The organism is Alteriqipengyuania abyssalis, assembly GCF_019857185.1.
Classification (GTDB): domain Bacteria; phylum Pseudomonadota; class Alphaproteobacteria; order Sphingomonadales; family Sphingomonadaceae; genus Alteriqipengyuania; species Alteriqipengyuania abyssalis.
This window is the reverse complement of the sequence record NZ_JAHWXP010000003.1, coordinates 668,274-693,181: the sequence shown is the minus strand read 5'-3', so window position 1 is coordinate 693,181 and position 24,908 is coordinate 668,274. Positions and strand designations below refer to the sequence as shown.

The following is a 24,908-nucleotide window of genomic DNA, read 5'->3' as shown; positions in this document are numbered from 1 at the left end:
ACGATAGGAGGCGGGGCGACGAATGACCGAATACCTGATCTTCTTCGCCATCGTGTTCGGCGTGAACCTGCTGCCCGCGTTCGGGCCGCCGACCTGGTCGATCATAGCGCTCTACACGCTGGGCGGAGATCTGGCGCTGCCGATCCTCGTCCCCGTGGGCGCGCTGGCGGCGGCGTCGGGGCGCTTGCTGCTCGGCCTCGCCACGCGGTATCTGGGCGCAAGGTTCCTCTCTGCGCGCACGCAGGACAATCTGGCGGCGGCGCGCGAAGCGCTCGAGCAGCGGCGCGGCAGCACGCTGCTCGGGCTCGGGCTGTTCGCGCTCTCCCCGCTGCCATCGGCGCAATTGTTCATGGCCGCGGGCCTCGCCCGGATGCGCCTGCTGCCCTTCACCGCGGCGTTCTTCGCCGGCCGGTTCGTTTCCTACACGATCTACGGCGTCACCGCGCACACCATCCGCGCGACCAGCCTGGGCGAGGTCATCCGCAGCGGCCTCACCAGCCCGTGGGGCATCGCGCTGCAGGTGGCGATGCTGGCGGGGATCGTCGCGCTGACCCGGATCGACTGGCGCAAGCGGCTGGGCGGAGGAGACGCGCCCGAAGGCTGAGCGCGCGCCGCGCCGCCGGTCCGCCGGGGAGCGGCTCTCGCAGAACCGCCGCTTGACCTTCGCGCCCGCGCGCGGTTGCATCGGCCACCTGATAGAGAGGGGGCTGTCCGATGAAATCCAATCGCCTGAATTCCGCGCGGTCTAACCCTGCGCGCACCGCCTGTCTCGCGCTGGCTGCGGCGCTGCTGTGCGGGGCCGTCCCGCTCTCCGCGCAGGAGGCTCCGCCGCGCGATTATGGCGAGGTGACCGCCGCCAACACTCCGCTCGCAGAGGCCTATATCGCCGCCTACACCTCGCGCGACTGGGACGCGCTGGAACCGCTGCTGGCAGAGGAAGCCAGCTTCCGCGACCCGACCGCCACGCTGGTGTTCGGCGGGGTAGAATCGCAGGGCCGCGCCGCGATCATGGAGCGGTTTCGCGTCGGCTACGCGGGGATCACGCACATGGAGTTCACGCCTTTCCGCCAGATCGTCTCGGGCGAGGTCGCGGTGGCCGAAGGCGCGCTCCACTGGGGCCTCGACCTCGGCGAGGGCAAGGCGGTGGACAGCGTGACGCCGATGGTGATCGTGCTGATCCTGTCGGACGGCAAGGTGATCGAGCACCGCGACTACGTCGACTACGCGCCGTTTCTGGAGGCGGTGCGCGAGGTACGGGCTGGGGGGTAGGTCTGGGGGGCGGGCTTCTCGGCGAAGCACAGCTCGGACAGCTATCTGGCGAGCGAGAGCATCAGGGGCGAGACCTCAGCTGGAGAGGCGGCGGAAGCGCGCGGGGTATGGATGAGATGAGGAAGGTTTACCGGGAGAAGGGAGGGAAGTTGTATTTGCCGGAAGAGTGATGCAACGAACCGAAGCGTGCAGGGGAGGCTGATTTGGAACTCACGAAACTTAGGGTGGAGCGCTTCAAACGTATTGATGAGATTGAAATTCCGCTAAAGTCAGTCAATATTTTAGTTGGCGCCAATGGGAGCGGAAAATCATCTATCTTGCAAGCTGCTCACTTGGCTTCTTGTTTGATAAGGCAAGTTGATCGTGTTCGAACGACTTCGACTGCAATGGTTAGAATTAGTGACTTGGATTATCTGCCATCTGACGAATATTGGCGATTAGGTCATGGCGTTGACTGGGGGAATGCGTCTAGCAGTCCTTCTTCGAAAGTTCTATTTTACTTCGTTGATGGTAAAGGCGACGAAGTTGCCACCGAGTGCGAAATGCGTTCGGCTAGGAATGCTGGAATCTCTGTTAGGGGCGAACTTCCAGAAGAGGTTCGAGGCCTTTTCCGTGGCCAAGAAGTCTTCTTTAGTGGCTTTATTCCCGGCATATCTGGCATCCCCAATGTCGAGCAGAAAAAATCTAAACGAGTCGTTTTGAAGGCCTGTTCGTTTGGTGATTCGAATGTCTATTTGCGGAATGCATTGGACCTTCTCTCGCAAGCGGATGTTCGTCAAATTGAAAATTGGCTCGAGCCCCTTTTGGGCGAGGTTAGGTTGGATATCCGATTTAATGAACTCGAAGACTTCGAGATTTCTGCCAACGTCACATTGAATGGCCAGGATCATCCTCTGGAATTGTTGGGAACTGGGTATTTGCAGCTAATACAAATTTTCTGTTATATACTTCTCTTCAAGCCAACGGTCCTTCTAATTGACGAGCCGGATATTCACTTGCACCCTGATGTCCAAGAAAGGCTTCCGCGATTATTGCTAACAATTGCTCGTACGAAAAATCTAAAGATTTTGTTGACGACGCATTCTCCTTTTATTGTTCGAGGGGCTCCCGCCGAGGCCAATGTTACGTGGCTCGCCGAAGGTGAGGTGGTCACTGACGATCGCTCAACCGTTGAACTGGCTTTGGGTTGGGGCGCCTTTGGCAAAAAAACTCATTATTGTGAGCGAAGATAAAGAAACAAAGTTTCTCAAGAAATTGGTGTCGCAATGGCCGGAGCTTGATCGACAAGTGACCGTTCTGCCGGGGCGCGGATACAAACATCTGTTATCAAAGTCGGAGGCTGAGGAACTGAGGTCATCTTTGGGTAATAAGTTCAAACTCCTGGTTCACAGGGATCGGGACTCTTTAACTGATAATGAGGTGGAGCGTCTCAAAAATGAATATGATGATGAAAGCATTCGACTTTGGTTTACTGAACAGTCTGACCTAGAAGCAGAATTCTGTAGTGCCGATTTTTTGATGTCGCTTCTCGGTATTTCACGGCAAGAGGCTGACGATTTCATCGAAAGAGCTTTGAATCGAAATACCGGACCCATCCGAGAGCAATTTGAGAATCAACGGAGGGCTCATAACCAAGAATTGTGGGCCGCTGGAGGCAGCCCCACTAATGACGACGTATGGGATTCGATGCAGCATCGGCGGTTGAGAGGGGCCAAAGGTAAGTTCGTTTTCAACCAGCTTAAGAACGTCATCGGTCAAAACTTGTTTTCCGATGACATCGTAATTGGGTGTGAAAACTTTCCCGAACAGGCCGTTGGTTTAGCGCGAAACATTCGAGACCTACTCGCAGATTGACCTCTCGACAAATACACTCCTCCGGGGTGCCGAAAGGCCCCGCTCATCCCATTCCCACCAGCACCCGGTCGAGCGCCTGCAAAAACCGCGAACGGTCCGTCTTCCCGAACGGCGGCGGCCCGCCACCAACCCCGTCCATCCCGGCGCGCAGGTCTTCCATGATGGCGCGGGTGGCGATCGCGCTGCCGATGCTGGCGGCGTCGAAGCTCTTGCCGTCGTGGCGCAGCACTAACGCGCCCGCCTTGAGGCAGCGCTCGGCCAGCAGGATGTCGGCGGTGATCACTACGGTGCGTGGCCCTGCGTTCTCCGCGATCCAGTCGTCCGCCGCGTCGAAGCCATCCGAGACCACCACGCGCTTGACCCGTTCGTTCACCGGCACGCGGAAGGGGCTGTTGCTGACCACGCGGACATGCGCCTTGTGGCGCGCGGCCACGCGGTAGATTTCCTCCTTCACCGGGCAGGCGTCGGCATCGACCAGAATGGCGGGGTGCGGGATGGTGGTGGGTTCGCTCACGCGGGGTCTCCTAGCGAAGATCGCGGCATCGCCAAAACTTTCCTACTCCGCGCAAATCTGCCTTAACCTCTCCGATGAGCGCCTCCGACAAACCCCGCCCGTCCGCCGTTTCCTCGCAAGTCCCCGACGTCCCGCCGGAAGACCGCTGGGACAGGCGCAAGATGGCGGAGTTCCTGCGCGTGCTCGCGGCGACGCAGCAGGTGACGGCGGCGGCGAAGGCGGTCGGCATGTCGCGCCAGTCGGCGTACCGCTTGCGAAACCGGCAGAAAGGCGAGCCGTTCGATATCGCGTGGGAGGCGGCGTTCCAGCACGGCTACGACGCGCTCCATCAGGCCGCGCTCGAACGCGCATTGCATGGGGTGGAGGAACCGGTGTTTCACGGCGGGGAGCAGGTCGGCACGCGGCGGCGCTATGACGAGCGGCTGACCGTCTTCCTCCTCGCACGCCGCAACGCGCTCGGCGCGCAGCGGCTGTCGCGCTATGGCGTGGCGGCGGAGTTCTGGTCCGAACGGTGGGAGAAAATGCTCGACCGGATCGAGCACGGGCCGATCGTGTGGCAGGACGAGGACGGCACGCGGCTGCTCGACGATGATACCAAGCGGGCGAAGGATATCGAGGCGCGCCACATGCTCGACGCGAGCGAAGATCGCGCGCGGAACGGCTCGCGATAAAATGGCGGGCGATTTGCGCAATGTGTCACCCGGGGCGCGATGGCCGCGGGTGAGAATCGCGGGGCCACAGGGGGTTATGCCGCGCAAGATGCGGTGGGCGTGGGGGTGACAGGTGGGTGACACGTGTCACCCTGTCGCCGCCGGGCTTTTGCCAACGCCCGGCCGTGCGAATGTCGGCCACGAGAAGGTCGGCCCGCTGCGGATCGCCTTCCGCCGGGCGCAGGGCAGGGCAGGGCAATATGCGGCGGCGGAGAGAAGCGAGGCAGCGAGGATTAGGTAATTGCGCCGATCGGTGCTACATAAGCCTCGCTGACGTCGAAATTTGCGACGGACTTCGGAATTTGCCTCGCCGCTTGCCCCTGCTTACCCGCCTGGGCCCCGGCGTAAACCAGACGACGTTTTCCTTTCATCGGACGATTTGACGCAAAACCCTGCGCGCAATTTCGCGCGAGGGGCCTTCATTGTTCTTGAAAGGAACATCACATGGCCAAGACTGGCACCGTAAAATTCTTCAATGCCGACAAGGGCTTCGGCTTCATCCAGCCGGATGACGGCTCGGCCGACAGCTTCGTGCACATCACCGCCGTCCAGGCGGCCGGGATGCAGGGCCTCGATAAGGACCAGCGTCTCAACTACGAAGTCGAGCAGGGCCGTAATGGCAAGGAAAGCGCCGTGAACCTCTCGGCCGCCGACTGATCATCGCGAGGGCGTCGCTTCACATCGAAGCGGCGCCCTTTCTCTTTCACCCACCCCCCGCCGGAGGACGCCCCATGAGTCAGAGCTACGAATTCTATTGCGCCCGCGCGGACCAGGCCGCCGCTGCCGCGGACAATGCCGAACTCGCCAATGTGCGCGACCGCGAACTGCGCGCCGAGAAGACCTGGCGCGGCCTCGCCGAACACGCCCGCGCCGTGGCCGAGGAACGCGCCAAGCTGGTGCGTGACAAGCAGGCGGAAGCCGACGCGGCCTGAGCCCGCTTTTCTACGCATCCAAAATATGGTTCGTTCCGAGGGATGAGCCAGTGCCCACTATCTATCCTTCTGTGCGCAGCTTTTGCCGTTCGGCATGAGCCGCATGCGCCAGCCTGGCCTCGGCGCCTGGGCGGGAAGCGGCAATGAGCCGGACGGGAACGCGCGCCCCCGGTTTTCCGTTTTCAGAGCATAACCGCGCTTACGCACCGCATAGGAGATTCGTTGTGAACAATCCGATCGCCTGTTTGACGGCCCTGGCCGGGGCAACCGTCCTTGCATCCTGCGCACCCGTTCCCGAACCCGCGAGCGCGCAAGGCGATACTGCGGAGGAGACGCTTGCCGGGCTCGACACCAGCAATCAGTGCTTCTTCATGCGCAACGCGGATCGCTATTCCGAGGCACCCGATGCCCCCAACGGGAATGAGCGGATCTTCGTGAAGACCCGCGCCAATGAGCGGTTCGTGCTCGAAACGCTGAGCAACTGCCGGGACATCGACTTCGCCTACGAGGTCGCGCTCGACAACCGCTTCGGGTCGAACCTGTGCACCGGAGACACCGCGAACCTGCTGGTCCCCTCGCCGAGCGGCACTGACAGCTGCATGGTTCGCGTGATCGGCCGGATCGAGGACTAACCGCGTCTGGCGCGGGATCGCGGCCGGATGCCTCATTTTCGCCAAATTCGGAACATCGCGCGCCCCGGTCCGTTGATGGGGTGAACGGAGCGGCCAACCGGCTGCGACGTGTCTACGAAGCCCCCGAAAGGACGATAACCTCATGAACAAGCTAGCCCTGACGCTCGCCTCGGTCGCTGCGCTCTCGCTCGCCGCGTGTGCCGAATCCGACACTGCGAACGACGACACTGCGATGACCGACGATACCGCCGCCGACCAGATGGCGGTCGATGACGCGGCCAGCGGTACAATCGTCGAAGTCGCGCAGGCTGACCCGCAGCTTTCGACTCTGGTCGAAGCGGTGACCGCAGCCGGCTTGGGCGAGACGCTATCGAGCGGCGAGTACACCGTCTTCGCGCCGACCAACGCCGCGTTCGACAAGGTGCCGCAGGCGACCCGTGACGAGCTGATGAGCGAAGCGGGCAAGGAAGACCTGACCAACATTCTCACCTACCACGTCGTCGAAGGCACGACCGATGCAGCCGCGCTGACCGCGGCGATCGAAGCTGCGGGTGAAGACGGTTACAAGCTGACCACGGTCAATGGTGCGGAACTCACCGCGATGATGGATGGCAACAACGTTGTCCTGCGCGATGCCGCGGGCAATACCGCAACCGTCACGATGACCGATATCGACGCCTCGAACGGTGTGGTCCACGTGATCGATACGGTCCTGATGCCGCAGTAAGCGCTTCTGTACCTCTAAACGACGAAGGGCTCCCGGATGCGGGAGCCCTTTTCGTGTGAGGTGCAATGCATGCTCGCTCAGCGTGCTGTCGATGCTCCCTGCACCACCGGGCGCGAGACGTAGGTGATGCTTTCGCTTCGCGGAGGCAGGGAAATGTTCGCGGGCTGCTCGAGCTCCAGCGGACGGCGGGGGGGCGGGCGGCTCGATGCCTGCCGGGTGTATCCGCGTTGCCGATCGATCGCGCGGCGCTGTTCAGCTTCCCACCGCAGGGACTCGGCCTGCGCGGCCTCGAAGTCGAACTCGCCAAGCCCGGACTCTGCCTCACTATACGCGAAACGGGGCGCGAACCGATCCTGGCTGTAGAGCCCGCGTTCGCGCAGTTCGGCGACCTCGTAGGTCTTGCCGTTCGCCTTCAGCGGGTAGTGATCTGCGGCGCCGAGGGCACGACGCTTGTCGTCGATCGCGATCGGTCCGGGGCCGGGCAGCGGCGTCTCGGCGTGGATCTGGCGCGGGGTCGTATCAATCGCGGCACCGGCTACCGCACCGCCGATTGCGACCACCGCGACTGCTCCAACGATCCCGGGTAAGGCGCGCATCTTGTTGTACTCCCAGCCAAATCTTGCGTCGAATTCCTTGCCATCACAATACGCAAGCGCCGTGCGCGGTTCCCGGGAGGTCTTGCGGTCGGCCGCGCTTTGCGCTTCCTGCGGGACAGGATAGATAACGCGACCCTAACAAAGCATTCTCGTTCGCCGAAAGGAACCCCCATGCGCCTGCTGGTTGTTGCCATTCCTCTGCTGCTCGCTGCGTGCCAGACCGAGAACGGAGCGGGTGCGCCCGGTACTTCGCCCGAAGGTTTCGACGCCATCGGCAAAAGCGAGACGATCCGCTTCACCGGCACCGAGCCTTTCTGGAGCGGCAAGGTCAGCGGCGAGAGCCTGACCTACAAGACGCCCGAAAATACCGATGGTATCAGGTTTGCCGTCCGTCGGTTCAGCGGGCAGGGCGGGCTCGGCTTTTCCGGCACGCTCGACGGGGCGGCGTTCGACATGACGGTGACGCCGGGCGCCTGCTCCGACGGGATGAGCGACCGGACGTATCCCTACACGGTCACGCTGAAGATCGGCGACGACACGCGCGAAGGCTGCGCGTGGACCGATGCGCAACCCTTCGAAGGCCCGGAGGCGCCCTAGCCTTGCGGTCGGTTCACGCCTGCGCGATCGAGCTCGGGGCCGAGCCGCCCGGTGATCCACAGGAAGAACATCCGGAAATCGGCGATCAGGCTCCACAGCGGATAGGTGAAGGTCGCGGGGCGGTTCCGTTCGACCCGGAAATGCGCGATCCAGGCAAAGAAATAGCCCGCCACGGGCAGCGCAAGCAGCACCCACCAGTTGCGGCTCGCCAGCGCGACCACCGCAAGCGCGATGACCAGCCCGGTGCCGACATAGTGCAGCCGGCGCGTTGCGGGGCGACTGTGTTCGCGCAGGTAGAAGGGCCAGAACTCCGCAAAAGTGGTGTAGGTGCGCTCGCCCATCAATGCCTCCCCGAGATGCTTCCGAACCATCGACGCGCGCAGATGCCCAAAAAAGGGATGCGCGCGAAGAAAATGCAGGAACGAGCGGGGAATATGCTCGTTCAAGCGATCAATGTTAATAGCGCGCAGCCTTCGGGCACCAGCTTAACGGACACCTATGGCCGACCGACCCGAAGTACATAGTCAGGCATCGCAACGCGATCCCAATGCCCGACCGCGGCGCGACATGAAGGATGTCGGCAGCGAAGACCGGTTCTCCGACACCTCGGGAGTTCTGTTCGAACAGGCAATGGCGCAAACGCGGATGGCGGTGTGCCTGAGCGATCCGAACCTGCCCGACCAGCCGATCGTGTTCGCGAACCGCGCGTTCCGGCGGCTGACCGGTTACGACGAAGACGAAATTCTCGGCCGCAACTGCCGCTTCCTGCAAGGCCCCAAGACCGACCGCGCAGAGGTCAGCCGGGTGCGCGAGGCGATTGAGAACGAAGACGTGGTGGTGGTCGAACTGCTCAACTACCGCAAGGACGGCACCGAGTTCTGGAATGCGCTGCATCTGGGCCCGATTTACGATGCGCAGGGCAAGCTGCTCTATTTCTTCGGGAGCCAGTGGGACGTGTCGGACGTGCGCGCGGCGCGCGAGGAAGAACGCCACGCCCGGGCGATGGCGCGCGAATTGTCGCACCGGATCAAGAACATGTTCTCGGTCATCTCGGGCATCGTCAACGTGATGGGCCGGGTGCGCGGGGTCGAAGACACCGCGTCGGAGATAAACAGCCGCATCCATGCGCTGGGCCGGGCATACGAGACTACCCTCGACGAAGCATCGGTCGGGGTGATCGATCTTGGCCCTGCGGTGAAGGCGATCCTGGAACCCTACGCGGTCGACGAGCGGGTGAAGTTTCTGGGTAACGGCGCACAGGTGCCATTTTCGGCCATGTCGCTGATCGGCCTTGTGCTTCATGAGCTGGCGGCCAATGCCACGCGCTACGGCGCCTGGGCCGAGGGATATGACGGGCAGGTGTCGGTCGACTGGCAGCGGCGCGATGGCAACGCGGTGCTGACCTGGATCGAGACCGGCGGGGCACCAATTTCCGGTGCGCCGGCGCATAGTGGCACCGGAGCGACTATTATGAATCGTATGGTAGCTGCGGCGCGAGGCACGATTGAGAGAGAATGGAAGCCGGAGGGGCTGCACGCAGTCCTGACCGTGCCGATCGAAGGGGGCAATACGTGATCGATGGATGCCGCATCCTGTTGCTGGATGACGAACCGCTGATCCTGATGGATCTCGAATTCGCGGCGGAAGACCGTGAATGCCGTCCGCTGACCGCGACCAATGTGCGCGAGGCGCTGGCGCATATAGAAGCGCAGGGCAGTGTCTCGTGCGCCGTGCTCGACGTGACGCTGCGCGATGGAGAAACCTGCATGCCGGTCGCCCGCGAGCTTGAGCGGCGCGACATTCCCTACATCCTGCACTCGGGCGACCTCAATCGGCAGGAAGGCACGCTTGCCGCGCTCAACGCGCGTTTGATTGCCAAGCCGGCTTGCTCCAGCAAGGTCGTCGATGCGGCGCTCGCACTCGCCGAGCCTGCGGCAACCCGCCAGGCATCCTGAAGACTGCCCGGACTAGAACAGCCCGGGAATGCGGTATTGGGCCGCGCTCGGCTCGGTCGGCCTGATCGCCTGATATTCGACCTGCTTGATCTGTCCGCGCTGGCTCTGGCCTGCCGCGCCAGCCTGACCGATGGCACTGCACGCTGCTCCGCGCAGGAAGCCTAGCGCCGCACCGGTCGAAGCTTCGTCGACCGACCCCAGTGGATCGAAGATGTCGTCCGTGGCTGCGCAGGTCTGCGGATAGACGCTCGCGAGGCCATTGTAATAATCGCCACCGCCAGCGGCATTGACCGTGCGGAACGCGACCACGCGCAGGCGGTCGTCACACTCGGCCTTGTCGCGCGCGATCTGGCCGACCGGCTTGCCATAGGTGTTGCTGCCGACCAGCGCGGTGTTGTTGCCCAGGTAGGGAATGAACGCGTTGCCGACCAGTTCGCTCGCCGAAGCGGTAGAGCCGGTGCCGATCAGCGCGATCTTGGTCGCAGCGATGGCCTGAGGCCGGGTTTCGAACAGTCTGGTCGCGTTGTTGCTGGAGAGCGAATCGCGGAAGATCGTGCGGCTGAATTGCTGGCCTACCTTGTCCGCGCCGAGCAGATCGCCGAGCGTTTCCGCCACCGAGACGAGCCCGCCGCCATTATAGCGGAAATCGAGGATCACCTCGCTGATCCCCTGCTGGCGGAACCCGTCGATCGCCGCGCGCAACTGCGTACCTGCATCTTCCACGATGAAGGTGCGCAGGTTGATATAGCCGACCGGGGTGCCGCCATTGTCGATCACCTTCACACCGTATCGGTCGGAGATTGGATCGAGCTCGTACTCGCTCTTGATCACGCTGACCGTTGCCTCGGTCTGGTCGGGCTGGCGGATGGTGAAGGTGCGAGTGACGCCCGGGTTGCTCGACCCCAGCGCGTCGCTGAATGCCTGCGGCCCGCCAGAGGCCAGCAGGCTGGCGGTAGAGGTGCCGTTGACCGAGAGGATCTCGGTCCCACGGTCAAAACCTTGCGCGAAGGCTGGCGCATTTTCGAACGCCTCCAGCACGAACACCCGTCTCGCTGAGGTGTCGTAGGCCAGACGGATCCCGAAGCCTGCCGAGGCACCCGAATTGATGAGCTGGTTCTCTTCTTCGATCGACGTGATGTAGGTGAAGTAGCGGTCGCGCCCCAGCGCGCGGGCGGGAGCGACGAGCGCGTCGATATAGTCCTGCACGGTGGCGTATGCGGCCGGGTTCACGCCGGTATCGAGCAGGTCGGGGAACAGGTAATAGGTGCGCAGCTGGTCGAGCACCCATGCCTTGCGGTTCTCGAGCGAGCAGGCCGAGGTCGCAGGGCTGGGTGTAGGCGTGCCTCCGGTCGAGGGCGACGAATTGCCGCCGCCGCCTCCGCAGGCAACAAGCGTCCCGGCGAGTGCCAGTGCAAGCGAGGTGCGACCGATCGACATTGCTGATTTCCCTCTCAACTTCCCGTATCCACGGGATATTCCCCAGCGCCCTTGCTTGTCTATCGCGAAAAGCCCCGCGCAGGCGGCGCCCTCCACCGGGCAGCGAGCGCCGGGGCCTTACATCGATCGCCGCAAACGCCTACCCGGGGGGGGACAAAGGAGATTCACCGACCCATGACCGACTGGCTTTCCGCAGTTCTGCCCTCGTCTTGCCCTGCCAATGCCAAGCTTGCGATCGCGCGATTCGCGAAGCGCGAGACGATCGGGCGCAACGGCTTTTCCCTCTCCAGCCCCGCCTTCGGGCAAGGCGAGGAGCTCGACCCGTGCTTCACCGCGGATGAAGAAGACGCGGTTGCGCCGCCGATGGAATGGACTGCACCGCCCAAGGGCGCGGAGGAATTGGTTCTTGTGGTCGAGAATGCGAGCCAGGCCGATCCGACCTGCCACTGGCTGGTCTGGGGCCTGCCCGCGCAGCACGGCAAGCTGCTGGAGGGCGAGACCCCGCCGCGCACGGGCAAGAACGACCAGGGCAATTCGGAATGGCTGCTGCCCAAGGTCGATCCCGATGGCGCGCCGCACTGCTTCGTGTTCCAGCTGTTCGCGCTCGACCTGCCGATCGCGCTGATGCCCGGCGCGGGCAAGGCGGAGCTGTTCGCCGCGATGGAAGGCCACGTGATCGCTGCCTGCGTGCTCTCAGCGAGCTACAGCGGTTCGAATGAAGAGGATCTGGGCGACCTCGAAGACGACGCCTAGACCCGCTTCGCGAAGGGCCAGTCGATCACCCGGCTGGCCCACAGCGCGGCCCAGATGATGACCGGCTGCGCGAACATGCGCGGGATGTGATAGCCGAGGCCGAGGCCGCCATCGGCGCTGGCGAGGTCGATCATCATGTGCTGGACGTTCGCCGGCCATACGCACAGCGCGTAGAGCGCGAGGCCGATGCCTCCGGCCGCTCTCAGCGCAGGCGAGACGGGCTGCGCAAGCGCGATGGCGCCGAGGATTTCGGCAACTCCGGTGGCGAACACCACCGCCTCGGGCAGCGGCACGAAGCCGGGCATGATCGAGAGGAACGGGCCGGGCACTGTGACGTGCAGGATGCCCGCGGCGAGGTAGGCGAGCGTGAGGAACCAGCGGGTTGCGGTGCGGGCCATCGCCTCAGGCCCGCTTCGGCGCCCAGCCGGGCGGTGCGAGTTCGAACCCGTCGAAGGAGAAGCCCGGCGCGACGACGCATGAGACGAACGCGTAGCCGTGCGACCCGGGCAGGGGCAGCGCCGCCTGCCACTGGCCTTGCGGCACCACGCCCTGCCACTGCGGCGCGTTGGCGTCGCCCAGCACGATCGTCTCGACCGCTGCATCCTCGGTTTCCGCGACCCTGAGCGCCAGCGGGTCGCCCGCATGCCACAGCCATAGCTCGTCCGCATCGACGCGGTGCCAGTGCGATGCCTGTCCGGCCTCCAGCAGGAAGTGGATCATGGTCGCGCTCGACCGGCCATCCTTCTCGCCTGCGCGAAAGGTCTCGCGGTACCAGCCGCCTTCGGGATGGGGTTCGAGGCTGTGGCGCTCGATCATGTCGCGGGCACTGGTCATGGGGCGTCCATCTTCCTTTTTGCTGCTGCGTCGGTATGCCTAGGCCGACAGATGCAGGGGAGTCACCACATGCTGCGCCGTTTCGCCACCGCTTCCGCTCTCGCAGCGCTTTTGTGCGCACCCGCGCTGGCGCAGACGCCCGAAGAGATCGCGCAGGCCGCCCTTAAAGCCGCGCCGGTGTGGGACGGGCACAACGACGTGCCGATCCAGCTGCGCAGCCGCTTCGGCAACGAGCTCGGCGAGTTCGACTTCACCGATACCCGCGCGACGAAGACCGAGACGCGTAATGGCATGCACACCGATCTTGCGCGGTTGCGGGCCGGGCATGTCGGTGCGCAATGGTGGTCGGTCTACGTTCCCGCCTCGCTCGACGAGCCCGAAGCGGTGCAGATGACGCTGGAGCAGATCGACGTCGCCAAGCGGCTGATCGCGCGTTACCCGGACGACATGACGCTGGCGCTGAGTGCCGACGATGTCGAGGCGGCGCGGGCGCAAGGCAGGATCGCCGGTCTTATCGGGATGGAGGGCGGCCATTCGATCGGGTCGAGCCTCGCCGTGCTGCGGCAGATGTACGATCTGGGCGCGCGCTACATGACGCTGACGCACAGCCGCAACACGCCGTGGGCGGACAGCGCGACCGATGATCCCGAGCATGGCGGGCTGACCGATTTCGGCAAGGACCTGGTGCGCGAGATGAACCGGATCGGGATGGTGGTCGACCTCAGCCACGTGGCCGAGAAGACGATGATGGACGCGCTGGATGTGAGCCGCGCGCCGGTGATCTTCAGCCACTCCTCCGCCCGCGCGATCAATGGCCACGCGCGTAACGTGCCCGATGCGGTGCTGCGCCGACTGCGCGAGAACGGCGGGATCATCATGGTCACCGCAGTGCCCGGCTTCATCAGCGAGGACGCGCGGGTGTGGAACGCGCAGCGCGATGCCGAGGAGGCGCGGCTCAAGGCGCTCTGGCAGGGCCAGCCCGAGGCGGTTGCGGCAGGCATGTCTGCTTGGGACGAGGCCAACCCCTATCCGCCCGCCAATATTGCCGACATGGCCGACCATATCGATCATGTCCGCAAGATTGCCGGGATCGACGCGATCGGGATCGGCGGCGACTACGACGGCATTCCTTTTGCGCCTGAGGGGCTGGAGGATGTCTCGACATACCCCGCTCTGTTCACCGAACTGGCGCGGCGCGGATACTCGCAGGAGGATCTGGAGAAGATCAGCTTCCGCAACATGATGCGGGTGATGCGCGGGGTCGAGGCGACCAGCGCCGCGATGGTCGATGTGCCGCCCTATCAGTACCCGGCAGGCGGCGGCGAGTGAGGAGGGCGGGCTGACGCCCGGCCCGTTCAGTCTCCGTCGACTTCCTCGGGGAGGTCTTCGCGGTCGGTGGAGGCCATTTCCTCCAGCTCGTCCTCGGTCATGCTCTCGTACATGCCGACGGACGCGCCCTGAAGATCGGACTTGTCCGTCTCGCCGCGCTTGGCGGAGAGGGCGGCGCCTGCCGCCTGTTGCTGCTTCTTCGATTTGGCCTTGGGCATGGCGTGATCCTCAGCTGTTCTGGGCTTCGATTTCGGAACCCAGCTTGAGCACTTCGTCGCCATCATCCTGTTTGATGAGGTAGGCGGGGTCGTCTTCGGAGCCCTTCCTGGTGATCTCGCTGCCCTGCAGGGTGCGGGTCACTTCGCGCTCGAAACGCTCCTTGATCTGGCCCTTGGCAGTGCCGTCGCCCCAATCCCACTGCACATACTGATCGCTCTGGAAGCTGTTCGTATTGCTCATGAAATTGGGGCTCCTGGCCGGTTATTCCTGTTCGGTAGAAACAACCTCGTCATTGGCCGCCGGTTCCTCGGCAACGCCTTCGTCGCCCGGAGCCTCTTCGATGATGCCGTCCGTATCGGTGCCGATCGGCGCGCCGCGTGCTTCCATCGTGCCCGTCATCGTCGCTTCTTCCTCTGCGTCACCCTGCGTCAGCGCGGGGATGATCCAGATGATCGACAGCAGCACGATCGCGAGCAGCAGGCCGATGCCCAGCACCCAGCGCACGACGCCTTCCTTGCTGCCGCCGCTGACCTTTTCCTCATCGATGTGAATCTTGCCGTCGTCGTTATCAACCATGTGAAATACCCTTTCCGTCCATCGAAAATAACCAACGGCTCGTCTGCCGCGCGGTTCCTTGAATGCCGATCAGTCGCGCAGCAATTCGTTGATGCCCGTCTTCTCACGGGTCTGCGCGTCGACCGTCTTGACGATCACCGCACAGGCGAGCGAGGGGCCGCCATCCTTGCCCGGCAGGCTGCCCGGCACCACCACCGAATAAGGCGGGATGTGTCCGCGCAGCACTTCGCCCGTGTCGCGCACCACGATCTTGGTCGACTGGGTAATGAACACGCCCATCGCGACCACGCAGCCTTCGCCCACGATCACGCCCTCTACGATCTCCGAACGCGCGCCGATGAAGCAGTTGTCGCCGATGATCGTCGGGTTGGCCTGCAAGGGCTCCAGCACGCCGCCGATCCCTGCGCCGGCAGAGATGTGGCAGTTCGCGCCGACCTGCGCGCAGCTGCCGACGCTGGCCCAGGTGTCCAGCATGGTGTTTTCGCCCACATAGGCACCGATATTGGTGAAGCTGGGCATCAGCACGCAGTTCTTGCCGATGAAGCTGCCGCGCCGCGCGATCGCGCCGGGGACCACGCGAAAGCCGGCTTCGCGGAAGCGCGCTTCGCCCCAGCCGGCGAACTTGCTGGGCACCTTGTCGAACGCAGGCGAGCCGACCGCGCCGTCCATCACCCGGTTGTCCGACAGGCGGAAAGAGAGCAGCACGGCCTTCTTCAGCCACTGGTTGACCTGCCAGCCGCCATTGCCGTCAGGCTCCGCCACCCGTGCGCTGCCTTCGTCGAGGCTGGTAATCGCACTTTCGACCGCTTCGCGCAGGTCCACATCGCCGGTATCGAGAGAATCGCGGTTCTCCCATGCCTGTTCGATCACCTGCCGGTGTTCGTCGCTCATCCTCAAATCACTCCTGCACCGGGTATCGGCCCCGTCTTCGCCATGCCTGCTAGCGAGCCCCTGCGCGGTTGTGAAGCGCGCCCGCTCAGTCGAGCCCGGCGCGCTTGGCGAAGTCGTAGGCGGACTGCACCAGCGGGCGCACCCGCTCGCTCATCTGCTTGGCATGCGCTGACGAGGCAGTGCCGTCGATTACCCGCTTCTTGATGCCCTGGATGATCCCGGCGAACTTGAACAGGTTGAACGCGAAGTACCAGTCCATGTCGGGCACGGGGTAGCCGGTGCGTTCGACATAGCGCTGGGTGACTTCCTCGGCGGTGGGGATGCCCAGCGCCTTCAGGTCTTTCCCGCCGAGCCCAGCCCGGCCGTCGGACGGGTTGTGCCAGTTGAGCACGAAATAGCTGAAATCTGCGATCGGATCGCCCAGCGTCGACAGCTCCCAGTCGAGCACCGCGGCAACGCGGTTCTCCTCGGCATGGAAGATCATGTTGTCGAGCCGGTAGTCGCCGTGGACGATCCCGCTGGCGTGCTGTTCGGGCACCGTCTCGGGCAGCCACGCGATCAGCGCCTCCATCTCCGGAATCTCTTCGGTTTCGGAAAGCTTGTACTGCTTGGTCCAGCGCGCGATCTGGCGCGCGCAGTAATCCTGCGGCTTGCCGTAGTCGCCCAGCCCGATCTTTTGCGGATCGGTGGTGTGCAGATCGGCGAGCGTGTCGACCATCGCGTGGTAGATCTCGCGCCGCTCGTCCGGCTGGTAATCGGGCAGCGCGCCGTTCCACAGGTTGCGGCCCTGGATCAGTTCCATGACGAAGAATTTCGAGCCGATCACGTCGGCGTCTTCGCACAGCCCGAAGGTGCGCGGCACGGGGAAGCCGGTGGGCGCAAGCGCGCTCATCACGGTATATTCGCGATCGACCGCGTGGGCCGATGGCAGCAGCTTGCCGAAAGGCTGGCGGCGCAGCACGTAATTGCGGCTGGAAGTCGCCACCTTGTAGGTTGGGTTGGACTGTCCGCCCTTGAACTTCGAGAGGGTGAGGGGCCCTTCGAAGTCCTCCACATTCGCCTCGAACCACGCGGTCAGAGCCGCTTCGTCCAGCTTGTCCGCCTCTGGCACGTCGACCGTGCCGACCATTTCCTTCTCGTAGTCGATAGCTGCCACGAACTTCCTCTCCTAAACCAATGGCGGCCAGTCTCTATGCTGGCACCTGTACCGCGCCCGTTCGCGAAATTCCGGTCATGGCGTGCAGTCGCACTATTCCGCCGGGCCGGACCGCAAACGAGAGCGGCAAGTGTCACCTTTCAAAATTCATCACCCTGCGCCGAATGATCTGTCCGACGCAGGTTTTAGCGCGCCAGCCCGGTGTAGGACAGGCGCGGTCCCGTAACCGTCAGTCGAACACCACGATGCTGCGGGCGCTGTGCCCTTCGCGAAGCTTGTCGAACCCGGCGTTGATGTCTTCCAGTGCGATCCGTTCGGCAATGATCGTGTCGAGGTCGAGCAGGCCACGCAGGTAGAAGTCGACGAGGCGCGGCAGATCGACCGGGAAGTGGTTCATCCCCATGATCGCGCCCATCAGCTTCTTGCCGCCAAGCAGGTCCATCGCGCCCAGGCCCACCTTGCAGTCGAGCGGCATCATGCCGAGGACCACTGCAGTGCCGCCGCGCCGCAGCGATGCGACCGCGAGATCCGCGCTCGCCTGCCGTCCGACCGCTTCGATGCCGTAATGCACGCCGCCACCCGACAGCTTGACGATCTGCGAAGCGGCATCTTCCGCCAGGGCATCCACCGTGTGTGTCGCGCCCAGCGTTTCCGCCAGCGCGCGCTTTTCGGGGAGCGGGTCGGCTGCGATGATCATGCCTGCGCCCGCGATCCTGGCCGCGTTGATCGCCGCGAGGCCGACGCCGCCGCAGCCGATCACCGCCACGCTCTCACCCGGCGTCAGCTTGATCGCGTTGAAGATCGTGCCTGCACCGGTGGTCACCGCGCAGCCGAGCACGGCGGCCCGGTCGAACGGCATATCCTTGTCGATCGCGACACAGGCGTGTTCGTGGATCAGCATCTGTTCGGCAAAGGCTGACAGATTGAGCAGCTGGTTGACCGGCTCGCCATTGCGGGAGAGGCGCGGGGCCGCATCCTTGCCGCGCCGCGTACCCTGACCAAGGCACAGCGCCATGCGCCCGGTGACGCAGAATTCGCACTGGCCGCAGAACGCGCTGAGGCACGAGACGACATGGTCGCCCGGCTTCACCATCGTCACTTCGCTGCCCACCGCGCGGACCACGCCCGCCGCTTCGTGCCCAGGCACCAGCGGCAGCGCATGCGGATAGGCACCGTCGATGAAGTGCAGGTCCGAATGGCACAGGCCGCACGCCTTGGTGTCGATCAGAACCTCGTGCGGGGCGGGTTCGGCAAGTTCGATCTCGCCGATCACCATCGGTTCGCCGGGCTTTTCAAGGATTGCAGCCTTCGCCATTCTCAACTCCGTCTAATTTTTCCGCTCGCCCTGAGCCTGTCAGGGCGAGCGGTAGTGTTGCCTTGGGCGTTAGCGCGTGGCGCCCATGTCGCCCGAGCTGTAGGTTTCCATCTCGTCCTCGGTCGGCGCGTGCCGGGCGAATTCCATGCGCGCGATCGAGCGTGCGTGGACCTCGTCCGGGCCGTCCGCCAGCCGGAGAGTACGTTGATGCGCGTAGGCCTGCGCGAGGCCGAAATCGTCGGACACGCCGGCACCGCCATGCGCCTGGATCGCATCGTCGATGATCTTCAGAGCCATGGTCGGCGCGGCGACCTTGATCATCGCGATTTCCTGCTTGGCTGCCTTGTTGCCGACCTTGTCCATCATGTCGGCGGCCTTGAGGCAAAGGAGGCGCGTCATCTCGATGTCGATACGGGCCTGCGCGACGCGCTGTTCCCAGATCGAATGCTTGTAGATCGGCTTGCCGAAGGCTTCGCGCGCCTGCAGCCGCTTGCACATCTTCTCCAGCGCCTCTTCCGCGACCCCGATGGTGCGCATGCAGTGGTGGATGCGGCCCGGCCCGAGGCGGCCTTGCGCGATCTCGAACCCGCGCCCTTCGCCCAGCAGCATCGCCGAAGCGGGCACGCGCACGTTGTTGAGGCTGATTTCCATGTGGCCGTGCGGCGCATCGTCGTAGCCGAACACGGGCAGGTGACGCTCGATGGTGACGCCTTCCGCGTCGAGCGGCATCAGGATCATCGACTGCTGCTGGTGACGCTGCGCCGAAGTATCGCTCTTGCCCATCACGATCGCGACCTTGCAGCGCGGATCGCCCGCACCGCTGGACCACCACTTGCGCCCGTTGATGACGTATTCGTCACCTTCTCGGATGATCGAGGTTTCGATGTTGGTTGCATCCGAGCTGGCGACCTGCGGTTCGGTCATCAGGAAGGCGCTGCGGATCTCGCCGGCCATCAGCGGAGCAAGCCACTGCTCCTTCTGCTCGCGCGTGCCATACCGGTGGAGCACTTCCATATTGCCCGTGTCGGGTGCGGAGCAGTTCATCGTTTCGCTGGCGAAACCGATGCGGCCCAGCTCTTCGGCGACCATCGCGTATTCGAGGTTGGTGAGGCCGGGGCCTTCGAACTCGAAGCTTTCATCGACATGGTGGTGGCTGTCGTTGCGCGGGGGCATGAACATGTTCCACAGGCCCTTGGCCTTGGCCTTTTCCTTCAGCTCCTCGACCACGGGGATGACCTTCCAGCGATCACCCTCGGCGTCCTGGGCCTTGTAGGTGGGGACGGCGGGGCGCACTTCCTTCTCGATGAAGTCGCGCACCCGGTCGCGCCAGTGGCTTTGCCGTTCGGTCGGTTGGAAATCCATGTCTTGCCTCTCTTGCTTCGGTCTGTCTTCGAATATCAGGTATGCGGTTGAAACGTCTCGTGGCAGAGCGGCGCGGCTGCGCCAACCCTGTTGCGTCAATTATGGCGGCAGCACTTCGCCTTCCGCGTCGGCCCGTGCCGCATCGTCGAGGAGAGCGAGCCGCGCCTCGTGGCTTTCGCGGGTGATCGGGAAGCGGGCGAGCCAGTAGGCCGCAATCACCGCGAGGATCAGCGATACCCCTGCGTAAAGCAGGATCATCGGGCTCAGCACGTCCATCCCGACCTCGCCGGCCTTGGCCTTTGCGGGCATCTGGGCGAGCGCGATGATCTGGCCGGAGATGAAGATCCCCGCGCCGGTCGCGCATTTCTGGACCAGCCAGTTGCCCGCGTAGAACTTGCCCTCCGCCCGCTCTCCGGTGCGTTCCTCGAACAGCTCGATGATTTCGGCGACCATCGAGGATGCGGAGATCATCGAGACGATGCCCGATGCGTTGGCGAAGACCAGGAACAGGTAGAACAGCATGGTCGAACCCAGCGTACCGACCTGCGGCCATGCGCCGAGCAGGAACAGCATATAAGGGATGAATGCGAGCACGAAGGCCGCCAGCGCGCCACCTGCGGCGGTATAGGCCTTGCCGAAGCGGCGGTGCAGCGGGCTGACCACGATGAACATCAGCACCGCGCTAAGGAACAGCACCAGCGGATAGGCGGTCAGTCCGGTCAGCCGGATCGGCAGGCCGGGAATCTCCACCTGGTCGAGCTGCCAGACGAACACGTTGAGATAGTTGGAGATCGAAAAGGTCGTCCCCTGGCTGACATAGGCCGCCATCGCCCCGGCGGCGAAGATCAGGAACGCCTTCTCGCTGAACGCCTCCTTGATCTCCGCAAAGGCATCGCGCCAGCGGAACGGAGGCGGGCGCTTGGCCGGCGGATGCGCGACCAGTTTGTGCAGGCCCAGCGCCGATCCGACGACGGAGAGCGCCATGATCGCCGCGCCTGCAATGCCGAAGCCGACATAGCCTTCCGGCTCCAGAATCCCGTCCGGCCCGCGCATGAACACGGTATAGGCCAGCACCATCATCAGGATGCCGCCGCCCCAGCCCATCAGGTAACGATAGCGGAACAGCGTGGTTCGCTCGTCATAATCGGCGGTGATTTCGGGCAGCAGGCTGACCTGCGGCACCTCGCATGCCGACAGCAGCACGCGCACGCCCACCGCGATCCCGAGCAGGCCGAGGAAGCTGGGCGCTTCACCGCCCGGCGGCGACCACAGCAGGATCCACATGATCGCCAGCGGCCACGGCGCGATGTACAGCCACGGCAAGCGGCGGCCCCAGCGGGTATAGGTCCGGTCGGAGAAATAGCCGATCAGCGGATCGAGCACCGCGTCGAACACCAGCGCCAGCATCAGCGCCAGGCCGACCAGCCCCGCGTCCATTCCCAGCACCTGGTTGTAGAAGATCAGCAGGAAGAACGAAAAGCCGTTGTCCTTCACGCCGAAGGCCATCGCGCCAAGCCCCTGGGTTAGCCGCAGGCGGATCGGCAGCGGGCCTTGAGTGAAAGCCATGGTGTGAAAATCTCTCCCGGCGGCGCTTTGCTGGCCGCGTCTTACGTTCACGTAACACTACGGGTTGTGCGGTGGCGTGCAAGCGCAATCGGCCTGCCGCTACGGCATACCGGTTTTACGAAAGTACGCTTGCGGCGGGCCCTCGCTTGGCCTTACGTAGGCGTCAGCAAAAGCACCGGCGGCGAGAGTCTCACACCGCTCCGCCGCATCCCGAGGAGAGAGATACATGGCCGATCTGGAGCAATTCCGCGCGGAAACGCGCAGCTGGCTCGAAGCCAACTGCCCCCCCGAAATGCGCAAGCCCGCCGAAGACGAAAACGACGTCTACTGGGGCGGGCGCAACGCCACGTTCAAGAACGACGCGCAGAAGGCGTGGTTCGAGGCATGCCGCGACAAGGGCTACACCGTACCCGCATGGCCCAAGGCCTATGGCGGCGCGGGCCTCTCGCCTGCGGAGGCGAAAGTGCTGCGCGAGGAAATGGCGCGGATCAACGCGCGCCCGCCGCTCAGCAGCTTCGGCATCTGGATGCTCGGCCCGGCGCTGCTGCACTTCGGCACCGAAGGCCAGAAGCAGCGCTTCCTCAACGAGATCGCGCGCGGCGAGATTCGCTGGTGCCAGGGCTATAGCGAGCCGGGCAGCGGATCGGACCTCGTCTCGATGCAGACTTTTGGCGAGGACAAGGGCGACCACTGGATCGTCAACGGCCAGAAGATCTGGACCTCCTACGCCGATGAAGCCGACTGGATCTTCTGCCTCGTCCGCACGGACAAGGACAACAAGTACCAGGGCATCACCTTCATGCTGTTCGACATGGCGGGCGACGGCGTCTCCACCAAGCCGATCAAGCTGATCAGCGGCAACAGCCCGTTCTGCGAAACCTTCATGGACGATGTGAAGGTGCCCAAGTCCTACGGCGAGGATATCCCGGCCTATGTCGGCGAGATCAATCGCGGGTGGGATGTCGCCAAGTACCTGCTGGGCCACGAGCGCGAGATGATCTCCGCGACCGGCGGCGGCGACCGTGCTTCTTCGCTGGGCGCTGTCACCAGCCGCCAGGGCGAGCTCGACCCTGTGCTGCGCGCGGAAATGGCGCTGTTCGATGTCGATGCGCTGGCGTTTACCGCGATGAGCGAGAAGTTCCTCGACGAGGTCAAGGTCGGCAAGGGCCACCCTGCGCAGCCCAACATGCTCAAATATGCCGGGACCGAGCTCAACAAGCGCCGGCACGAGCTGCTGATGGCAGCCGGCGGTTCGCGTACCCTCGAATGGGAAAGCGACGAGACCGAGCACGGCAAGCCTGCCCGCAGCTGGCTGCGCACCAAGGCGAACTCGATCGAGGGCGGCACCAGCGAGGTGATGCTCAACGTGGTCGCCAAGCGCATCCTCGAACTGCCGGGCGCGTAAATCATTCTCCCCTCCCGCTCGCGGGAGGGGCCGGGGGTGGGCGAGGCCTTGCGCCGCACTGCCTCCCACCCCGTTGCGACTAGGTCGCCGACGCGACCAAGTCTCACTGCCCCTCCCGCAGGCGGGAGGGGATTTGGAGAGAGAACAGATGCCACTTTACTACGACGACGATCAGGCGATGCTGGCCGACAGCGCCAGCGATTTCATCCGCGAAGAAGGCAGCATTGCCAAGCAGCTGCGCCACTGGCGCGACCGCGACTGCAAGGACGGCTTCGGCCACGGGCTGTGGGAACAGTTCGGCGAAATGGGCTTCACCGGCATCCTGCTGCCCGAAGACGACGGCGGGCTGGGCATGGGCCAGGTCGAGGCGAACATCGTGCTCGAAGAAATCGGCGCGAACCTTACCCCGTCGCCGTTCCTCAGCAGCTCCGTGCTCGCCGCCACCGCGCTCAAGCACGGCAGCGACGACACGCGCGGCCGCTGGCTGCCCGATCTGGTCGCAGGCAAGAACGTCTACGCCGTCGCGATCGACGAGGGCGCGAAGCACCGGCCCGAAAAGATCGCCTGCAAGGCGGAGAAGTCGGGCAACGGCTTCAAGCTCACCGGCAAGAAGGACTTCGTGGTCTACGGCGCCAGCGCCGAGATGATCGTGGTCGCCGCGCGCACCTCGGGCAGCGAAAGCGATGCCGACGGGATCACCCTGTTCGCGGTTCCGCAGGACGCATCGGGCATGAGCCACGACAGCGTGCGGCTGGTCGATTCTTCGATGGCGAGCCACATCACCTTCGACGCGGTCGAACTGGACGGTGATGCGGTGATCGGCGAAGTCGACGGTGGGCGCGAAATCCTCAACGCCATGCTGCGCGCAGGCCGTGTCGGCGCGGCGGCGGAAGGCGTCGGGGTCGCGCGCGGCGCGATGGACATGACGGTCGACTACCTCAAGCAGCGCAAGCAGTTCGGCAAGCTGATCGGCGAATTCCAGGCCCTCCAGCACCGCGCCGCGCACCTCTATTCCGAGGTCGAGATCGCCCGCGCGGTGACCATCAAGGCTGCGCAGCTCATTGATGCGGGCAGCGAGCAGGCCGAACTGATGACCTCGGTCGCCAAGGCCAAGGTCGCCAAGGCGGCGGGCCTCGCGGTCAAGGAAGGCGTGCAGATGCACGGCGGCATCGGGATGACCGACGAATATGACATCGGCCTCTACATGAAGCGCGATCGCGCGCTGCAGGAGTTCCTCGGCGACATGTACTACCACGCGGGCCGGGTTGCCGAACTCAGCGGGTATTGATTCAAGCCTCCCCTCCCGTTCGCGGGAGGGGCGGGGGGCCAGGATAGCGCCCCCCCGTTCGTGGTGAGCCTGTCGAACCGCGAACGTCGCGCAGGGTTCGCCCTTCGACAGGCTCAGGACGAACGGAGCATACGGACATGATGAAACTCACCGACCTTTTCGGTCTCGAAGGCAAGATCGCGCTGGTCACCGGCGGCAGCCGCGGGATCGGGCGCATGATCGTCGAAGGCCTGCTCGAAGCGGGCTGCGCCAAGGTTTATATCGTCGCGCGCAAGAAGGAGCAGGTCGACGAGACCGCCGCCGAACTGGGCGACAAGGTCATCGGCCTGGTCGGCGACCTCAGCCAGATGGACGGGATCAAGGCGCTGGCCGACGAGCTGGCATCGCGCGAGGACAAGCTCGACCTGCTGGTCAATAATGCAGGCGCGGCCTGGGGCGAACCCTTCGAGGAGTTCAGCGAAGCCGGCTGGCACCGCACGATGGACCTCAACCTGAAGACGCCGTTCTTCCTCACCCAGAAGCTGCTCCCGCTGCTCAAGAAGGCGGGCACGGCGGAGCGTCCGGCCAAGGTCCTGATGATCGCAAGCATCGACGGGATGAAGACCAACCCGTGGCCGACCTATCCCTATCAGGCGAGCAAGGCCGGGCTGATCCACCTTACGCGGCGGATGGCTGCAGAGCTGATCCAGCACAACATCGTCGTGAACGGAATCGGCCCGGGCGCTTTCCCCAGCGCGATGAACCGCGCGGCGCGCGACAATGAAGAGACGGTCAAGCGCGGCATCCCGAGCAGGCGCGTGGGCGTGACCGAGGATATGGCCGCCGGCGCGATCTACCTGCTCAGCCGCGCGGGCGACTACGTGGTCGGCACGACGATCCCGATCGACGGCGGCGTGGTCAACGCCAATATGTCGACCAGCTTCGTCGATCCTTCGGGCGACTAAGGCCCCGGGTACTATCGTCGAGCCTCGGGGCGCGCTTGCTCCCCGGG

31 protein-coding genes are annotated in these 24,908 nt (G+C 64.3%); 17 read left to right on the top strand and 14 right to left on the bottom strand.

The genetic code is table 11. The features are described 5' to 3' along the window. Positions 1 to 22: 22 nt before the first annotated feature. The 4 genes from KYN89_RS13170 (at position 23) to KYN89_RS13155 (ending at position 3,123) form a co-directional block, all read left to right on the top strand. Positions 23 to 604, top strand: coding sequence for a hypothetical protein (locus KYN89_RS13170; protein ID WP_222825468.1), 582 nt, complete (start codon positions 23 to 25; stop codon positions 602 to 604). A 110-nt stretch (positions 605 to 714) separates the two neighbouring features. Beyond that, positions 715 to 1,269 (top strand): nuclear transport factor 2 family protein, encoded by a 555-nt coding sequence (locus KYN89_RS13165; RefSeq protein WP_222825467.1) that lies wholly within the window; start codon positions 715 to 717, stop codon positions 1,267 to 1,269. Positions 1,270 to 1,472: 203 nt separating this feature from the next. Next, complete coding sequence (locus KYN89_RS13160) at positions 1,473 to 2,501, top strand: ATP-dependent nuclease (protein ID WP_222825466.1); 1,029 nt, start codon at positions 1,473 to 1,475, stop codon at positions 2,499 to 2,501. Further along, positions 2,467 to 3,123: a hypothetical protein gene (locus KYN89_RS13155; RefSeq protein WP_222825465.1), complete on the top strand. Its 657-nt coding sequence runs from the start codon at positions 2,467 to 2,469 to the stop codon at positions 3,121 to 3,123. The genes KYN89_RS13160 and KYN89_RS13155 overlap by 35 nt, the downstream gene beginning before the upstream one ends. 43 nt (positions 3,124 to 3,166) lie before the next feature. Here the strand turns inward: KYN89_RS13155 and KYN89_RS13150 are convergent, their stop codons facing one another. Beyond that, positions 3,167 to 3,637, bottom strand: a complete 471-nt coding sequence (locus tag KYN89_RS13150) for a YaiI/YqxD family protein (protein ID WP_346727238.1) — start codon at positions 3,635 to 3,637, stop codon at positions 3,167 to 3,169. A 74-nt stretch (positions 3,638 to 3,711) separates the two neighbouring features. On the opposite strand from KYN89_RS13150, the gene KYN89_RS13145 reads away from it, so the two are divergent. The 5 genes from KYN89_RS13145 to KYN89_RS13125 all read left to right on the top strand — a co-directional run bounded on the left by KYN89_RS13145 (position 3,712) and on the right by KYN89_RS13125 (position 6,638). Next, positions 3,712 to 4,308 (top strand): hypothetical protein, encoded by a 597-nt coding sequence (locus tag KYN89_RS13145; protein ID WP_222825464.1) that lies wholly within the window; start codon positions 3,712 to 3,714, stop codon positions 4,306 to 4,308. Positions 4,309 to 4,791: 483 nt separating this feature from the next. Next, positions 4,792 to 5,004: a cold-shock protein gene (locus KYN89_RS13140; protein WP_222825463.1), complete on the top strand. Its 213-nt coding sequence runs from the start codon at positions 4,792 to 4,794 to the stop codon at positions 5,002 to 5,004. 74 nt (positions 5,005 to 5,078) lie between these two features. Beyond that, positions 5,079 to 5,279 (top strand): hypothetical protein, encoded by a 201-nt coding sequence (locus KYN89_RS13135; RefSeq protein ID WP_222825462.1) that lies wholly within the window; start codon positions 5,079 to 5,081, stop codon positions 5,277 to 5,279. A 224-nt stretch (positions 5,280 to 5,503) separates the two neighbouring features. Then, on the top strand, positions 5,504 to 5,911 hold the full coding sequence (locus tag KYN89_RS13130; RefSeq protein ID WP_054525352.1) for a DUF6491 family protein: 408 nt from the start codon (positions 5,504 to 5,506) through the stop codon (positions 5,909 to 5,911). A 142-nt stretch (positions 5,912 to 6,053) separates the two neighbouring features. Further along, on the top strand, positions 6,054 to 6,638 hold the full coding sequence (locus KYN89_RS13125) for a fasciclin domain-containing protein (protein WP_222825461.1): 585 nt from the start codon (positions 6,054 to 6,056) through the stop codon (positions 6,636 to 6,638). 77 nt (positions 6,639 to 6,715) lie between these two features. On the opposite strand, the gene KYN89_RS13120 is transcribed toward KYN89_RS13125, so the two are convergent. Beyond that, a complete protein-coding gene (locus KYN89_RS13120) occupies positions 6,716 to 7,234 on the bottom strand; it encodes a hypothetical protein (RefSeq protein ID WP_222825460.1) in 519 nt (172 codons plus the stop codon). 171 nt (positions 7,235 to 7,405) lie between these two features. Here KYN89_RS13120 and KYN89_RS13115 point away from each other — a divergent pair, with 171 nt between their 5' ends. Next, positions 7,406 to 7,831, top strand: coding sequence for a COG3650 family protein (locus tag KYN89_RS13115; RefSeq protein ID WP_222825459.1), 426 nt, complete (start codon positions 7,406 to 7,408; stop codon positions 7,829 to 7,831). Here KYN89_RS13115 and KYN89_RS13110 read toward each other — a convergent pair. Next, positions 7,828 to 8,172, bottom strand: a complete 345-nt coding sequence (locus tag KYN89_RS13110; protein ID WP_222825458.1) for an Mpo1-like protein — start codon at positions 8,170 to 8,172, stop codon at positions 7,828 to 7,830. The two genes, KYN89_RS13115 and KYN89_RS13110, sit on opposite strands and share 4 nt — an antisense overlap. A gap of 157 nt (positions 8,173 to 8,329) precedes the next feature. Here KYN89_RS13110 and KYN89_RS13105 point away from each other — a divergent pair, with 157 nt between their 5' ends. Next, positions 8,330 to 9,406, top strand: coding sequence for a PAS domain-containing protein (locus KYN89_RS13105; RefSeq protein WP_222825457.1), 1,077 nt, complete (start codon positions 8,330 to 8,332; stop codon positions 9,404 to 9,406). Beyond that, on the top strand, positions 9,403 to 9,786 hold the full coding sequence (locus tag KYN89_RS13100; RefSeq protein WP_222825456.1) for a response regulator: 384 nt from the start codon (positions 9,403 to 9,405) through the stop codon (positions 9,784 to 9,786). The genes KYN89_RS13105 and KYN89_RS13100 overlap by 4 nt, the downstream gene beginning before the upstream one ends. A gap of 12 nt (positions 9,787 to 9,798) precedes the next feature. On the opposite strand, the gene KYN89_RS13095 is transcribed toward KYN89_RS13100, so the two are convergent. Further along, the gene (locus KYN89_RS13095; RefSeq protein ID WP_222825455.1) at positions 9,799 to 11,223 is read right to left on the bottom strand and encodes a S41 family peptidase; all 1,425 of its coding nucleotides are present in this window, start codon (positions 11,221 to 11,223) and stop codon (positions 9,799 to 9,801) included. A 174-nt stretch (positions 11,224 to 11,397) separates the two neighbouring features. Here KYN89_RS13095 and KYN89_RS13090 point away from each other — a divergent pair, with 174 nt between their 5' ends. Continuing rightward, positions 11,398 to 11,976, top strand: coding sequence for a YbhB/YbcL family Raf kinase inhibitor-like protein (locus tag KYN89_RS13090; protein ID WP_222825454.1), 579 nt, complete (start codon positions 11,398 to 11,400; stop codon positions 11,974 to 11,976). Here KYN89_RS13090 and KYN89_RS13085 read toward each other — a convergent pair. Together KYN89_RS13085 and KYN89_RS13080 are read right to left on the bottom strand one after the other, a co-directional pair. After that, positions 11,973 to 12,374: a DoxX family protein gene (locus KYN89_RS13085; protein ID WP_222825453.1), complete on the bottom strand. Its 402-nt coding sequence runs from the start codon at positions 12,372 to 12,374 to the stop codon at positions 11,973 to 11,975. The two genes, KYN89_RS13090 and KYN89_RS13085, sit on opposite strands and share 4 nt — an antisense overlap. A 4-nt stretch (positions 12,375 to 12,378) precedes the next feature. Next, positions 12,379 to 12,810 (bottom strand): cupin domain-containing protein, encoded by a 432-nt coding sequence (locus tag KYN89_RS13080; RefSeq protein ID WP_222825452.1) that lies wholly within the window; start codon positions 12,808 to 12,810, stop codon positions 12,379 to 12,381. A 69-nt stretch (positions 12,811 to 12,879) separates the two neighbouring features. On the opposite strand from KYN89_RS13080, the gene KYN89_RS13075 reads away from it, so the two are divergent. After that, positions 12,880 to 14,139, top strand: coding sequence for a dipeptidase (locus KYN89_RS13075; protein WP_222825451.1), 1,260 nt, complete (start codon positions 12,880 to 12,882; stop codon positions 14,137 to 14,139). 26 nt (positions 14,140 to 14,165) lie between these two features. Here KYN89_RS13075 and KYN89_RS13070 read toward each other — a convergent pair whose 3' ends face one another. The 8 genes from KYN89_RS13070 to KYN89_RS13035 all read right to left on the bottom strand — a co-directional run bounded on the left by KYN89_RS13070 (position 14,166) and on the right by KYN89_RS13035 (position 21,224). Continuing rightward, positions 14,166 to 14,357 (bottom strand): DUF3008 family protein, encoded by a 192-nt coding sequence (locus KYN89_RS13070; protein ID WP_010236360.1) that lies wholly within the window; start codon positions 14,355 to 14,357, stop codon positions 14,166 to 14,168. A 10-nt stretch (positions 14,358 to 14,367) separates the two neighbouring features. Next, complete coding sequence (locus KYN89_RS13065; RefSeq protein ID WP_222825450.1) at positions 14,368 to 14,598, bottom strand: hypervirulence associated TUDOR domain-containing protein; 231 nt, start codon at positions 14,596 to 14,598, stop codon at positions 14,368 to 14,370. A gap of 21 nt (positions 14,599 to 14,619) precedes the next feature. Beyond that, the gene (locus KYN89_RS13060; protein WP_222825449.1) at positions 14,620 to 14,934 is read right to left on the bottom strand and encodes a hypothetical protein; all 315 of its coding nucleotides are present in this window, start codon (positions 14,932 to 14,934) and stop codon (positions 14,620 to 14,622) included. A 69-nt stretch (positions 14,935 to 15,003) separates the two neighbouring features. After that, positions 15,004 to 15,825, bottom strand: coding sequence for a 2,3,4,5-tetrahydropyridine-2,6-dicarboxylate N-succinyltransferase (dapD, locus tag KYN89_RS13055; RefSeq protein ID WP_222825448.1), 822 nt, complete (start codon positions 15,823 to 15,825; stop codon positions 15,004 to 15,006). Positions 15,826 to 15,910: 85 nt separating this feature from the next. Then, positions 15,911 to 16,954 carry a phosphotransferase family protein gene (locus KYN89_RS13050; RefSeq protein ID WP_222825563.1) on the bottom strand — a complete coding sequence of 348 codons (1,044 nt, stop codon included), beginning with the start codon at positions 16,952 to 16,954 and terminating at the stop codon, positions 15,911 to 15,913. Positions 16,955 to 17,210: 256 nt separating this feature from the next. Beyond that, complete coding sequence (locus tag KYN89_RS13045; protein ID WP_222825447.1) at positions 17,211 to 18,296, bottom strand: Zn-dependent alcohol dehydrogenase; 1,086 nt, start codon at positions 18,294 to 18,296, stop codon at positions 17,211 to 17,213. 69 nt (positions 18,297 to 18,365) lie between these two features. Then, entirely contained in the window at positions 18,366 to 19,658 is a 1,293-nt protein-coding gene (locus tag KYN89_RS13040; protein ID WP_222825446.1) for an acyl-CoA dehydrogenase family protein, read from the bottom strand. A 99-nt stretch (positions 19,659 to 19,757) separates the two neighbouring features. Further along, positions 19,758 to 21,224 carry an MFS transporter gene (locus tag KYN89_RS13035; protein ID WP_222825445.1) on the bottom strand — a complete coding sequence of 489 codons (1,467 nt, stop codon included), beginning with the start codon at positions 21,222 to 21,224 and terminating at the stop codon, positions 19,758 to 19,760. A 226-nt stretch (positions 21,225 to 21,450) separates the two neighbouring features. Here KYN89_RS13035 and KYN89_RS13030 point away from each other — a divergent pair, with 226 nt between their 5' ends. The 3 genes from KYN89_RS13030 (at position 21,451) to KYN89_RS13020 (ending at position 24,861) form a co-directional block, all read left to right on the top strand. Next, on the top strand, positions 21,451 to 22,629 hold the full coding sequence (locus KYN89_RS13030) for an acyl-CoA dehydrogenase family protein (protein WP_222825444.1): 1,179 nt from the start codon (positions 21,451 to 21,453) through the stop codon (positions 22,627 to 22,629). Between the two features lie 148 nt (positions 22,630 to 22,777). Then, positions 22,778 to 23,917: an acyl-CoA dehydrogenase family protein gene (locus KYN89_RS13025; protein ID WP_222825443.1), complete on the top strand. Its 1,140-nt coding sequence runs from the start codon at positions 22,778 to 22,780 to the stop codon at positions 23,915 to 23,917. A 140-nt stretch (positions 23,918 to 24,057) separates the two neighbouring features. Further along, complete coding sequence (locus tag KYN89_RS13020; RefSeq protein ID WP_222825562.1) at positions 24,058 to 24,861, top strand: SDR family NAD(P)-dependent oxidoreductase; 804 nt, start codon at positions 24,058 to 24,060, stop codon at positions 24,859 to 24,861. The last annotated feature ends 47 nt before the right edge of the window (positions 24,862 to 24,908 follow it).